The 12,736-nt window shown below is 66.8% G+C and carries 11 protein-coding genes; 3 read left to right on the top strand and 8 right to left on the bottom strand.

Annotated elements, in window-relative coordinates; genetic code table 11:
• Positions 1-18: 18 nt before the first annotated feature.
• From RM423_RS18830 to RM423_RS18805, 6 genes are all read right to left on the bottom strand, one after another.
• Positions 19-1,170 carry a GNAT family N-acetyltransferase gene (locus tag RM423_RS18830; protein WP_311424591.1) on the bottom strand — a complete coding sequence of 384 codons (1,152 nt, stop codon included), beginning with the start codon at positions 1,168-1,170 and terminating at the stop codon, positions 19-21.
• A gap of 9 nt (positions 1,171-1,179) precedes the next feature.
• Positions 1,180-2,385 (bottom strand): acetylornithine transaminase, encoded by a 1,206-nt coding sequence (locus RM423_RS18825; RefSeq protein ID WP_311424590.1) that lies wholly within the window; start codon positions 2,383-2,385, stop codon positions 1,180-1,182.
• 12 nt (positions 2,386-2,397) lie between these two features.
• A complete protein-coding gene (argC, locus tag RM423_RS18820; protein ID WP_311424589.1) occupies positions 2,398-3,438 on the bottom strand; it encodes an N-acetyl-gamma-glutamyl-phosphate reductase in 1,041 nt (346 codons plus the stop codon).
• A 61-nt stretch (positions 3,439-3,499) separates the two neighbouring features.
• A complete protein-coding gene (locus RM423_RS18815; protein WP_311424588.1) occupies positions 3,500-5,299 on the bottom strand; it encodes a gamma-glutamyltransferase family protein in 1,800 nt (599 codons plus the stop codon).
• 84 nt (positions 5,300-5,383) lie between these two features.
• Positions 5,384-6,355 carry a hypothetical protein gene (locus RM423_RS18810; protein ID WP_311424587.1) on the bottom strand — a complete coding sequence of 324 codons (972 nt, stop codon included), beginning with the start codon at positions 6,353-6,355 and terminating at the stop codon, positions 5,384-5,386.
• A gap of 8 nt (positions 6,356-6,363) precedes the next feature.
• Complete coding sequence (locus RM423_RS18805) at positions 6,364-6,846, bottom strand: VOC family protein (RefSeq protein WP_311424586.1); 483 nt, start codon at positions 6,844-6,846, stop codon at positions 6,364-6,366.
• Positions 6,847-7,037: 191 nt separating this feature from the next.
• Here RM423_RS18805 and RM423_RS18800 point away from each other — a divergent pair, with 191 nt between their 5' ends.
• Genes RM423_RS18800 through RM423_RS18790 form a run of 3 tightly spaced genes read left to right on the top strand, consistent with a single transcriptional unit; the run spans position 7,038 to position 11,033 of the window.
• Positions 7,038-8,570, top strand: a complete 1,533-nt coding sequence (locus RM423_RS18800) for a class I adenylate-forming enzyme family protein (protein WP_311424585.1) — start codon at positions 7,038-7,040, stop codon at positions 8,568-8,570.
• Positions 8,560-9,882 carry a type III PLP-dependent enzyme domain-containing protein gene (locus tag RM423_RS18795; RefSeq protein WP_311424584.1) on the top strand — a complete coding sequence of 441 codons (1,323 nt, stop codon included), beginning with the start codon at positions 8,560-8,562 and terminating at the stop codon, positions 9,880-9,882. Before RM423_RS18800 ends, RM423_RS18795 begins: the two co-directional genes overlap by 11 nt.
• Positions 9,879-11,033 carry an acyl-CoA dehydrogenase family protein gene (locus RM423_RS18790; RefSeq protein WP_311424583.1) on the top strand — a complete coding sequence of 385 codons (1,155 nt, stop codon included), beginning with the start codon at positions 9,879-9,881 and terminating at the stop codon, positions 11,031-11,033. The genes RM423_RS18795 and RM423_RS18790 overlap by 4 nt, the downstream gene beginning before the upstream one ends.
• 2 nt (positions 11,034-11,035) lie before the next feature.
• On the opposite strand, the gene RM423_RS18785 is transcribed toward RM423_RS18790, so the two are convergent.
• Both RM423_RS18785 and RM423_RS18780 read right to left on the bottom strand, forming a co-directional pair.
• A complete protein-coding gene (locus RM423_RS18785) occupies positions 11,036-11,782 on the bottom strand; it encodes a 4'-phosphopantetheinyl transferase family protein (protein ID WP_311424582.1) in 747 nt (248 codons plus the stop codon).
• The gene (locus RM423_RS18780) at positions 11,770-12,243 is read right to left on the bottom strand and encodes a GNAT family N-acetyltransferase (RefSeq protein ID WP_311424581.1); all 474 of its coding nucleotides are present in this window, start codon (positions 12,241-12,243) and stop codon (positions 11,770-11,772) included. The genes RM423_RS18785 and RM423_RS18780 overlap by 13 nt, the downstream gene beginning before the upstream one ends.
• Positions 12,244-12,736 lie beyond the last annotated feature (493 nt).

Raw genomic sequence — 12,736 nt, 5'->3', positions numbered from 1 at the left:
AGTATGGAGGCTTTGAGGTTATTTGAGCAATCGCAGGTCGAACTCGGCCATGGCTTCTCGGTAGTCGGCAAAGGGCTCACTCCAGCGGCTCAGCGCCGCTGCGTCGGTCAGCTGCAGACCGGTCCGGCGGGCCGAACCGGCGTCCACGGCTATAGACACCATCCACAGCGGGCGCAGCTCGGCCCCGCGTTCGACCTTCGGGGCCGTCGCCTGGCCGAGGGACAGCCGATTCAATCCGCGTTCGGCCGCCGCCTCGATGCATCGGTAGAGCAGCACGTTGAAATACGCGAAGGAGCGGCCGAGCCGTTCGTAGTCCAAGCCGACGACGCGGCTGTACATCGTGTCGCGCCAGCAATAGTTCACGGCGCAGGCCACCGGCACCCCGTCGAGATCCTCGCAGATCAAGGTCAATTCCTGCCCGCCCACATGCGTCGCTTCCCGTCGCAACAGCCGCTTCAGCAGGACGTCGGGCGTCTCATGCCCGTACCGACGCTCGACGTTGGACGCAAGCCGGGACACGACGTCGAGGCACTCGGTCATCGGCGCGGCTCGCACCGACCACCCGGTGTCGTCGAAGGCTCGCATCTCCCGCCGAATCTTCGCCCGCTGCTTGCTGGTCCGGTCCGCGAGGTAACCCTCGATGCCGCCGCCGGTCGGCTGGACGATCGACTCCGCCGTGTCGAACGAGGCAGTCACCGCGCGCACGCGCGCCAGCCGGCGCACCGCGTCGGTCGGGAGACAGAACATCCCCAGGCCGGCGTGACCCAGTCCCGCCGCGACGTCCAGGGCCTCGGTGATCAACGCGTCGGCTACCCGATCCGCGAGCTCCGGTGCGAACTGGTCACAGATCAGCAGGTCGCTGTGATATCCGCGTCGGCCGCCGGCCAGCAGATGTCCGGCGCGAATTCCCAGGCTTGCCTCGAGCCGTTCAAGCCGATAGGAGGCATTGGCTTCGTGCGCCACTTCGTACAGCGCCAGCGCACCGACGATACCGTCCGAGTTCCGCACGAGCACGTACCTGGCTTCGGCGGTGTTGTCCCGTTCGATCAGGGACAGCCACTCGTACGACTGGTAGAAATGATCGTGGTCGGCCAGGGCGTTCCACTCGGCCGCGGGCACCTCGGCGATGTGATCGATCGACTGCGTGGTCAGGCCGCGAGCATCCATCATGAACCGGGACTAGCCGGCCGCGGCAGCATCGAGGATCCCGGGTAGCGCGCCGACGAACTCACCGGCCTCCTCCGAGGCCAGGATGAGCGGCGGGGAGATCCGAATCGCCTGCGTCCGGACGGCGCTGATCAGGAACCCGGCCGCCTTGGCCGCTTCGCTGACCTGCACGCCGAGCGGCTCGGTCAGCACCAGTCCCCGCCAGAGGCCACGGCCACGTACGCCGGCCACCAGCGGGTGTCCGATCGAGGTGATCCCGGCGGCCAGCTCGTCCCCCACCGTGACCGCGTTGTCCATCAGGTGGTCCCGTTCGATCACGTCGAGCACCGCGAGGGCGGCGGCGCAGGAGACCGGGTTCCCACCGAAGGTGCTGCCGTGCTGGCCTACCTGCAGCCCGTCGGCGTAGTCGCCGATGCTGACGCAGGCCCCGATCGGCAGGCCGCCGGCCAGGCCCTTCGACAAGGTCATCACGTCGGGCCGGGCGTCCTCGAACTGGTGCGCGAACCATCGGCCGGTGCGACCGATACCACTCTGCACCTCGTCGAGAACGAACATCGCCCCCGCCGCGTCGCAGATCCGGCGAGCGGCCGCCAGGTATCCGTCCGGTGGGCGGACGACACCGGCCTCGCCTTGGATCGGTTCGAGGAACACCGCCGCCGTGTCGTCACGGACGGCGCCGGCCAGTGCCTCGGCGTCGCCGAACGGCACGAACCGGATCTCGAAGACGTACGGCGCGTAGGCGTCCCGGACCGACGGCACACCAGCCAGCGCCAAGGCACCCATCGTCCTGCCGTGGAAGGCGTCGGCGGCGGCCACGACGACCGGACGGTCCGGGCGCTGGCGGCGGACGAATTTCAGGGCCGCCTCGCTCGCCTCGGCGCCTGAGTTGCAGAAGAACACCCGGGAGTCCGTCGTCCCGGTGGGATCGAGCATCCGCTGGATGCGCTCGGCGAGCTCGACCTCCCGCTCGTGGCAGTACTGGTTGGACGTGTGTATGAGCTGACCGGCTTGGGCGGTCATGGCAGCCACCACGTCGGGATGCGCGTGACCGACGACGCTCGCCGCCAGGCCGGCCGCCAGATCGAGATACTCGTGGCCGTCCAGGTCGGTCACCCGACAGCCCTTGCCGTGTGACAGCGCCACCTCGGGCGCATAGTCGTCATACGTAGGCATCAAGGCCTTGTTGAAGCGTTCACGAAGGTCGAGCGTCCGTGTCATGGGGTGATCTCCTCAGGCTTGAAGTCCCGCGATTTCGGGCAGTCCGAACATCAGGTTGGCGCCCTGGACGGCTTGTCCAGCGGCCCCCTTGCCCAGGTTGTCGATGGCGCACATCACTACGCACCGGTCTGCGTGCGGATCGGCGGCGACCTGCAACAGCGCGATGTTCGTGCCGATGCAGGCGCTCGTCGCCGGCCACCTGCCTTCCCGCATCAGGCGGACGAACGGCTCGTCCAGGTACATCTGAGTCAGCAGCTTCCGCAGCTCCTCCGTCGTGGTCTCCCTCGTCAACGGCAGACTGCAGATCGCGAGGATGCCCCGGGGGGTCGGCGCCAGTACCGGCACCAGCGACAGCCGGGCCTGCCGGTCGGTCAGGGCAGTCAGTTCCTGCTCGATCTCGGGGATGGAACCGTGCTCACCACCGACCTGGTAACCGCGCATGGCCGCTGAGATCACGCTGCCCAGGTGACCGCCCTTGGCCTGGGTGCTCCGACCGGTCCGGCCGGCGCTGCTGGAACCGGCGAGCACGGTCACGACGGCGTCGTCGGCGCCCGCGATTCCGGCCCGTACCAGTGGCGCCGAGCCGAGCAGGACCGCGGTCGCGTAGCAACTGGGCGTGGCGAGACGGGAGGAAGCCCCGATTCGGGCCCGCGCACCGGGTAGTTCCGGCAGCGCGTAGGGCCAGCTGCCGGCGTACGGCCCCCCATAGGTCCGGGCCCAGACGGAGCCGTCGGTGAGCCGGTGGTCCGGCCCGAGGTCGACGACCCGGATCGACGCCGGCAACTTTCCGGCCATGACGGCCGCCTCACCGCGCGGCAGGGCGAGGAAGACGAGGTCGCTGTCGCCGAGGTCGCTTCCGTCGGGTGAGTCGAATACGCGATCGGCCAGCCCGGGTCGGCCGGCCAGCGCGGGATGTACCTCCGAAACCGGCTGTCCGACCTGGGAGTTGGCAGTGATCGCGCCCAGACGCAGGTGGGGATGCCCGGCGACCAGCCGCAGCAGTTCGCCGCCAGCCTCGCCACTGGCTCCCGCCACTCCGGCTACGAGTTCCACGATGCCTCCTCCGACGTCGCTGCCGGGCGGCCAACCGCCGGACGCGCCCGGCCTGTCCCGATCACCGGACGGCCGCGTAGGCCTGGTGGCCCCGGGGGCTCGCCCCGGCACGTACGAACCCGTGCGGGCCGCCGCTAGACACCATGCAGACCTTGCCCATGGACCAGGCCGGGGCCACCGCAACCCGGTGTCCGCGGGCCCGTAGTTCGCCGATGGTCGCCTCGCCGACGTTCTCCTCGATCGACACCACGCCGGGGCGACTGGCGTGCGGGGCGAACGACGTCGGGAAGTGATCGGAGCAGAACATGCCGGCTTCGGTCGCGGACTGCAGATCCCAGCCGTGGTCGATCACCGCCAGCAGGCTGGCGACCGTCCACTGGTCCTGGCGATCGCCGCCGGGGGTTCCGAAGGCGAGCGCCGCTCCGTCGCCCACCACGACGGTCGGGCTCAGGGTGGTCCGCGGGCGCTTACCGGGTCGCAGCGCGTTCGGGTGCTCCGGGTTCGACAGCCACATCGCCTGACCACGAGTGCCGAGGGAGATCCCGAGACCCGGAATGACCGGTGAGCTCTTGAGCCAGCCGCCGCTCGGGACCGCGGCGACGGCGTTGCCCCACCGATCGGTCACCGAGACCGTGCAGGTGTCACCTGACTTGATCGTCGCAGCCAGGACGAGATTGGGGACGCCCTCGTGAATCTGAGCCAGCCATTCCGGGTCGGCCACCGGGGTGTCCACGACCGGCGTCACCAGCCGGGGTGCCCGACCGGCAACCGACCCTGGCCGTGGATCGAGGTTGGCGGTCGTGCCGAGGAGGGTGCGCCGCATCGCGGTGTACTCCGGACTCAACAGAACCGGCAGCGGATCACTGCCGTGCGTCGGATCGCCGTACCAGGCCTCGCGATCGGCCAGGGCAAGCTTCGCCGCTTCGCAGACGAGGTGCACGTACTCGCCTGAGTTGTGATCGATACTGCTCAGGTCAAAACCCTCGAGCAGGGCTAGCTGCTGCAGGAACACCGGGCCCTGCGTCCAGCTGCCGGGCTTGTGCACGGTGTGCCCGCGGTAACCGATGCTGGCTGACGGCTCGATCGTCGGCTGCCAGCCGGCCAGGTCGTCGGCGTCGATCAGACCTCGGTGCTGCTGTCCGGTGGCGTCGAGCACCTCGGTCCCGGACGCGAATTCACTCATTGCCTCGGCGACAAAGCCGGAATAGAACGCGCGGTGCGCGGCCTCGATCTGGCCCAGCCGATCGGTTGACGCGGCCTCGGCCTCTTTCACCAGGCGAGTCAGGGTCGCGGCCAGCCAGGGGTTGCGCATCTTGCTGCCGCCGGTCGGCACGCCACCGGCCAGGTACACCTCGGCAGACCCAAACCAGTGGTTGCGGAACAGCGGTGCGAGCAGGGTGATCGCGCGAGCGGCCTCCGGCAACAGCGGGTACCCGTGGGCCGCGTAGCTGATCGCCGGATCGAGCACCTCGCGCACGGTCTTCGTACCGCACTCGGCCAGTAGCTGCAGCCATCCACCGAACGATCCGGGTACCGTCGCCGGCAGCAGACCGGATCCGGGAATCTGGGTGAGTCCCAGCTCGTCGAAGGCCCGTTCGGTGGCGGCGCGCGGCATCGGGCCCTGCCCGCAGACGACCCACACCTGGTCCGCCGCAGCCTCATAGAAGACCGCTGCAAGGTCACCACCGAAGCCGTTGGACTGCGGCTCGACGACCTGCAGCACGAACCCGGCGGCCACCGCTGCATCGAAGGCGTTGCCCCCGGATTCGAGCAGTGCCATCCCGGTCGCGGTCGCCAGCCAATGGGTCGAGGCGACGGCTCCGAACGTACCGTTGAGTTCGGGTTTACTGGGTTTAATCAAGGTGGCCTCGTCTGGGTGCGCTGTCGTTGGAGGGCGCTGTAGTTGGAGGGTGCTATGGTCGAAGCGGTGCTGTGCGTGAACAGCTCAGAGCTGTCGCGCGGGTGTGCGGCCCATGGCCTGGTGTCGTCGGGCGAGCTGCAGGCCGACGAGCGCCGGTCGACCGACGGAGCGGCGTGACGCATCCAGCAGGATCGAGCAGGTGGCCCTTGCGCAAGCACGCAGGTCGACCGGCAGCTCGGCGATTTCCTGATCGGTGGTGAGCCCGTTGGCCTGGATGTCCTGCACGACCGCGGAAACACGACGCAGCAGCTGTGCGGTGATGCCCGACCGGGAGGTCTCACCGCGGTTCGTCATGAAGTAGTTGTCGTACAGCTGGTTCAACAGCCGTGCGCCTTGGTGGACGGCGGATTGCGAGGTGCCCCGCAGCAAGGACACCCCGTCGGGAACGAGCTTCTCGGCAATCCATTCGTGCACGGCGATGTTGACGTCAACCGCGTGCCGCAGTTGGTCGCTATTCGGCGCCTGGTGGAGGGGTTCGAGGCGTCCTCGAAGCAGGTGCCGGATTGGCACGTAGTCCGGCGCCCAGCTGCCGCTGAAACCGGGGTGATGCAGTTGCATGCTCGGGCGGATGTGGTCGTGATACCGCCGGCTGGTGCATGAACCGCTGTAGATCAGCATGGCGCTGTAGACGTCGACGTACGTCGATATCTCGGCCACGGTGGCGGCGGTGGGCTGACGGCCACGGTCGATCTCGGCCAGCAGTTGTGCCGCCATACGCCAGGCGATGAAACTGATCTGATGGCCGGTGATCCACCGGAACCGGTCGAGCTTCTCCGGGGACTCGGGTGGCGGAACGGCAGCCTGACGCAGGCTCTGCAGTTGGTCCGCCACCCGCCAGCAGGCCAGAGCGAGGGTCGCCGTGCTCGGCTGATCGTCGTGCACGTCCTCGTGCGCGGGGTAGGGCAGCGTTAGGGGTTCGAGACCGTAGGGATATCCGCCGAAGTCCCAGCCCGGTTCATCGCCGAGATCCATGAGCGCTGTCAGCTCGGCGTACACCCGCGCCATCAGACGCTGTCCGGAACGTAGGTGAACTCGAATTCCACACCGTTGACGTCGTAGACGTACAGGCTGTGGACGCCGTCGCCATCCACGACGATGTCGGTCGGTTGGTCCGGCAGGGCAAAGGCATAATCACCTGACTCGAACAGGGTCATCCACCGTTCTCGCAGCTCGACCAGGTCGGCCGGGTCCGTCGTGGAGAGGCAGAAATGCTGGAAGCCGCCGATGCTCTGTGTCGGGTGCGGCGCGGTGTCGCCCGGTCGTTCGAACAGATGGAACCGTAGATCACCGGCGGTGAGCTCACGAAGCTCGCGGGTTCCCGGCAGCCGGGATTGCGTCAACTCCGAGAATTGCGTGAGGGTCCATGACGGCACGCACTCGAAGAAGGCCTCGTACCACGATGCGGCGTTGGCCAGGTCATCGGTCTGGATCCCGATATGATGGAACGCCCGGCGCGCCGGCGCCGGGGTCGTCTCTAAGTTCGTCATGAGCGCTCCATTCCAACGTATTGCCCCTGTTCAGCGGCCTTTTTTCGACCCTGTCGGCCATCCCTATGTGATTCCTACATGCCGGATACAACGGTCGGCAGCGGGCAGGGCGCGCCTCGGCTGCCCGGAAATCCGCCATTCCACCACCGGCGAAGTAGAGGCCATGTATGACGATGCTGAACTCTCGGCCCATGACATCCAGCGCTAGTGAGCGGTACGGCGGCGCGCTCGTCCACGACATCCTCGACGGCGCATCCGATCAGTGGCCCGAGTCGACGGCCGTGCGACACGATGCAATCACCAGGACGTTCGCGGAACTGCGAGCGGACAGCATCCGGATTGCCGGCCAACTCCGTCTCGCTGGTGTTCGTCGCGGGGACCGGGTGATCATCGCCGAGCCGACGAGCGTCGCCGTCCCGGCGGTTGTCTTCGCGTGCTCCCGTCTCGGAGCGGTATTCGTGTTCACGCCCGGCGATGCCCCGTTGCCGGTGATCCGGCACATCCTGACAGATTCGCAGGCGACCGTGGTCGTGACGTCGTCGCACACCGTGGCCGAATGTGCTGCGCTGCTCGAGGTAACGTCCGTCTCGATCGACGACCTGATCCCCGAGCTTGTCGACATGGACAACCACGACGCCGACCTGCGCGACACCCGACCGATCGCCGTCGACCCGGTGTGCTTCATCTACACCTCAGGCACCACGGCGCTGCCCAAGGCCGTCGTCAGCACTCATCAGCAGGTGGTCTTCGCAGCCACGGCCATCCAGTCCCGTCTTGGGTACCGCTCGGACGACGTCGTGTTCTGCGCCCTGCCACTGTCCTTCGACTACGGGATGTACCAGATTCTGCTGACCGGCCTGGCCGGCGCGACGTTGCATCTCGGCGGCATCGCCGATGCGGGGCACCGGCTCGTGGCCAACCTCCAGGCCGGGCCCGCCACGGTCCTGGTTGCCGTGCCCTCCCTGGCCACCATGCTCAACCGGTTGCTCGACCATCGGCCGACCAGGCTCGACTCGCTGCGCCTGCTCACCAACACCGGTGCCGCAATGCCGCCCGAGGCACTCCTGGGACTGCGCGCCAAGCTGCCCTCACTGCGGGTCCAGCTGATGTACGGGCTGACCGAGTGCAAGCGCGGTGCGATCATGCCGCCCGACGGGGACCTGGAGCGACCCGGGTCGTGCGGGATCGCCCTCCCCGGCACGCGGATCTTCGCGGCCGACGAACACGGTCATCCGCTTCCGCCGGGTGAGGTGGGCGAGCTGGTTGTGCAAGGCCCGAACGTGATGTCCGGCTACTGGCGACAACCGGCACTCACCGCGGAACGATTCCCTCGTGCGGGAGGGCTCTTCCCGCAGCTTCGCACCGGTGATTACGGCTACCTCGACGGTGACGGATACATCTATTTCGCGGGGCGTCGCGACGACATCTACAAGCAGAACGGAACACGGGTGAGCACCGTCGAGATCGAAGCGGCCGCGCACCGCGTCACCGGTGTGCGGGCGGCCGCGGTGGTGCTACCGACCGGTGCCGACGCCGGTGCCGTCCTGGTCGTACAGGGCGACGTGGAACCGGCCGAGGTGCTGGCGGGACTACGCGCTCGGATGGAGTTGGCCAAGCAACCGGAACTCTGTCTAGTGGTCGAGTCGTTACCTTTGACCTCCAACGGAAAGGTGGATCGGCGCCGTCTCACCGACCTGATCAGGACGAGTAGCTATGTCCGTTGACCTGGTGCAGGACGACATCCGGCTCGCGCTCGAGCACGTCGACCCGCCGTTCTACGTGTACTCGCTCGACGAGGTTCGCGCGGCGTATCGGCAGCTCCGGGCAGTATTGCCCGAGCCGAGCCGAATCCTCTACTCCCTGAAGGCGAATCCGCATCCGGATCTGGTACGGGCACTGATCGAGGAAGGCGCTGGCGTCGAGATCTGCTCCACCGGTGAACTCGACGCGACGCACGAGGCTGACGTCCCTCCCGACCTCGTTCTCTACACCGGTCCCGGCAAGCGCGATGCCGAGGTGGAGGCGGCAATCGCCGGTGGCGTGACCCGGTTCTCCGTCGACTCCCTGGCGGGTCTCCGGCAGATCGACGTCGTGGCCAGGTGTCATGGTGTGCGTGCGGAGTGTCTGGTGCGGCTGAACGACTCGGTGTCGGCACCCGGCCAGGGCCTGGCAATGACGGGGCGCGCCTCCCAATTCGGCGCCGACATCGCGGTCCTTCAGGCCCAGTCGGCGGAGTTTCAGCCGTACTGCACTGGTGGTCAGTCGCGCTCCGGCGCGAGCATCGTCGGCCTGCACGTGTATCAGGGCAGCAATCTCGACTCCGAGGACGCGCTTGTCGCGCAGTTCGACGCGGCCCTGACGACCTGCCGTCGAGCCGCCACCGCCTTGCGCCTGGACCCGGCGGTCATCGATGTGGGTGGTGGCTTCGGCGCACCCTACGCCCGACTGGGCGATCGGCCCCCACTCTCCATGCTGGCTGATCGACTGGCTGCTCTGCTCGATCATCATTTTCCTGGCTGGCACGGCGGAGCCCCCACCGTGATCTTCGAGTCCGGCCGGTATCTGGCGGGTCGATGCGGCCAGCTTGTGACCCGGGTCGCCGATGTCAAGATCTCTCACGACACGCCCGTCGTCGTGCTGGAATCGGGAATCAACCACCTCGGCGGCATGTCCGGACTCCGCCGCCTACCGCCGATCGCGCCGGACGTCGTCGCGGCCGGAGCCGCCCGGGAAAGTGTGACGACTTCGACTCTGGTGGCCGGCCCGCTCTGCACCCCACTGGACAGCTGGACTCGGTCGGCGGAACTGCCGCCGTTGTCCCGCGGCGATCTGGTGAGCGTGCCCAACGTGGGCGCGTACGGCCTGTCGGCGAGCTTGGTCGGATTCCTCAGCCATCCCTGCCCGGCTGAGGTGGTACTCGAAGGAGGTTCGGTCGTGTCGGTGTCCCGAGTAGATCTTTCCCGAAACCCGCTCCCCCGCTCGCGTGCCACGGCAGCTCCGGTGTCCGGGTCCGACACAGCCGTGGACGCGCTGTGAAAGCCCCGTTGTCCCAAGCCGTCGATCAGACCTGTGCCGTGATCGCCAGTTTCGCCTCGGCCTGCGACGCGACCGCGACTTTTCCCATTGATGCGCTCGATGCCATGAGAACCACCGGCCTTCTGGGTCTGCTCATACCGGCTGAGTTCGGCGGTATGAACGGCAATCTGGACGACCTCGTCGACGTGACCATGGAGTTGGGACGCGCAGACCTGTCGGCGGCCCTGATCTTCGCGATGCACTGTCAACAGGTGGGTGTTCTCGATCGGTACGGAGCACTGTCGCAACGCGAAAAGATTCTGCCGCCCATCGCCAACGGCGAGATGTACCTGGGTTCGATCACGACCTCGCCGGGTACCGGCGGCCACCTGCTGACGCAGGACTCGGCCGCACGAACCGTTGACGGCGAACTACGGATCGACCGTCGGGCTCCGATCGTCACCGGTGGGAACCACGCCGATGCCTTCCTCGTGACGATGGGAACCCCGGAGGCTACCTGGCCCGGGCAGGTGGATCTCATCTTCGTGCACCGGCATCAGGTGGACCTTCAGGTACTCGGCGACTGGAGCCCACTCGGTATGCGGGCCACCGAGAGCGTGCCCATGGTGATCGCCGGGTCGGTGCCGAAGGATCAGGTGATCGGCCGGTCCGGATGCTTCTCCGAGATGGCAACGGACTACTTCGCGCCGCTGGCCCACATCGGCTGGTCCAGTGCCTGGCTGGGAACGGCCACTGGCGCCTTGAGTCGAGTGCTGAACCTCATTCGCGATCCCGAACACCGTCATCACTTCGATCCACGTTCGGAGCTGTTGCTGACCAGGCTGGCATCGGTCCGAGGCCGGCTGGAGATCGTGTATTCCGTGCTCACGCGAAGCGTCGCGGCCATCGCCGGCACGACACCTGCCAGTAACCCGTCGGTGCAGATGCTGGTGAACACGCTCAAGCTCAGCGCATCCGAGGAGTGCGTCCGGGCCGTCGATGACCTGATCGAACTGGTCGGCCTGCGCCATGGCTATCTCACCGGATCGACCCTGCGTCTCGAGCGGGCCCTACGCGATCTGCGATCGGCCTCCCTCAACTACGCAAACGACCGTTTGCATGTTTCCAACGGCGCGCTGACCTTGATGGATTCGCGGGTCCACTTCGGCTGACGTCAGCCCGGGCGTCCTAACAGGACTTCTCGACCGTCATGGATGCGCAGCTCAAGTCGACCGGGCGCGAGCACGGCGACCGCCCCGGCGTAGCCGGTTTTCACCTCAAGGTCGGCCATGGCGCAAGCAATCGGCCGTCCTCGATACGCCTCAAGTCCGGCTTGCTCCGTCATCGGCCGCACCACAACCTCGGAGAACGGCACCACCAGCCCCTCACCGGTGGCCTTCGCGACGGCTTCTTTGCGACACCACAGCGGGTAGAACTCGGCCGGCCCGCTAATCGACTCACCGGGCGCGCAGACCCTTGTGGCGAGCGATGAGATATCGGCGCTACGGACTTGCTCCACATCTACGCCGACGGCGCCAGCAAACGTGGTGGCCACGACGACGAGGGTCCCGGAGTGCGACACCGAAACGTGAAGGCCGCTGTTCTGAATATATGGCTTCCCGTGCTGCCCGCCGCAGGTCGGACACGTTCGATCCACGACAACAGCACCCGGGTCGACACCGACCAGGATTGCGGCGACCGACCTCAGCAATCCTGCTCCGATCTCAAACCTGGTGCGGTCGGCTGCGTCGCGGAAAGACGCGCGCCGGGTGCGTTCGGCAGCCACGAGCACGGGTTCGCCGATATTCGAGCAGAGTTGTGTGTCGGCCACCCAGATTCCGCAGGGGATGTCCCAGTCAGGTGAGAACGACGCGATTCGCCCCAAGGGCCCCTGGGTCGACGTCTCGATCACGTCAGCCACAGACGCATGATCGGCCGTGACGGCGTCCGTGCGGCAACGACGACGAAACCTGCCGCCGCGAACATCGCTACCGTACCGGTGAAAACGTTCGAAGTGCTACCGGGCACGTCGGTATCGACGGGATAGGCCTCCACGGCAGGCGCATTGGCCCGCTCCGCCATCTCGCAGGCAGCCTTCACCAGAGCCGCGGCGACGCCCCGTTGGCGATACTCACGGTGCACGTAGAAACAGCTTAGGGACAACACGTCCGCATCATCGACGGGCTCTGTATAGCGAGGGTGGTCAAGCCAATCGAGATCCGCACGCGGGGTCAGCTGGCACCAGCCGACGGCTCGATCGGGATTGTCGTGGTCGAACGCGAGTAAGCCCGGCGGTATCCCATGAGACACGATCGAGTGCATTGCGCGCCTGTTGTCGTCGCGCGGTCGGCGCTTGTACTCCGGTCCGAGCCGCCAGTACATGCACCAGCATCCATTGGACCCGCCCGAGCGCCCGAACAAGTCCTCGAACGCCGGCCAGAGCCTCGGAGTAAGTGGCCAGATCTCGAAGTCGGGGCTGCAGGATCCCAAGATGCACCCATTTCGTTCTGTTATCGCTCCGGAGCTTTACTCAGTCAGTTGCTTGGCTACCAGGTGGATGCTACCGGGTTTAGTCATCGAATGCACGGCATTCGAGATCGCAGATTTTCGAGAACTATGTAGACACACTGCGCACCCACCGGAGGTGGTGCTAGTGGTTCGTCTGTGATTTAGTGCGGTAATATGGTTTATGACTTTCGAGACTGCTGCGGCGATGCCGATGAGTGCTGATCAGAGCGGTGCGTTGGTGGGACCTGACCCCGAGTAGTGGACACGCTCAATCCCTGCTTCGGTGGGGTGGAAGCGAGATGATCCACTCATGGCGAGGAAGAACTACTCCGAGGAGTTTCGCCGCGACGCTGTCGAGTTGTATCGG

It is taken from the genome of Jatrophihabitans lederbergiae (assembly GCF_031845305.1).
In the GTDB taxonomy this organism is placed as follows: Bacteria; Actinomycetota; Actinomycetes; order Mycobacteriales; family Jatrophihabitantaceae; genus Jatrophihabitans_A; species Jatrophihabitans_A lederbergiae.
Note: the sequence above shows the minus strand (reverse complement) of the source record. Positions and strands in the feature narration are given on the sequence as shown.

Excerpts from the sequence above, each read along its gene's own strand:
- RM423_RS18830 (WP_311424591.1), bottom strand. The coding sequence starts at position 1,170 with ATGATGGATGCTCGCGGCCTGACCACGCAGTCGATCGATCACATCGCC.
- RM423_RS18780 (WP_311424581.1), bottom strand. The coding sequence starts at position 12,243 with ATGTACTGGCGGCTCGGACCGGAGTACAAGCGCCGACCGCGCGACGAC.
- RM423_RS18795 (WP_311424584.1), top strand. The coding sequence starts at position 8,560 with ATGTCCGTTGACCTGGTGCAGGACGACATCCGGCTCGCGCTCGAGCAC.
- RM423_RS18825 (WP_311424590.1), bottom strand. The coding sequence starts at position 2,385 with ATGACACGGACGCTCGACCTTCGTGAACGCTTCAACAAGGCCTTGATG.
- RM423_RS18800 (WP_311424585.1), top strand. The coding sequence starts at position 7,038 with ATGACATCCAGCGCTAGTGAGCGGTACGGCGGCGCGCTCGTCCACGAC.
- RM423_RS18805 (WP_311424586.1), bottom strand. The coding sequence starts at position 6,846 with ATGACGAACTTAGAGACGACCCCGGCGCCGGCGCGCCGGGCGTTCCAT.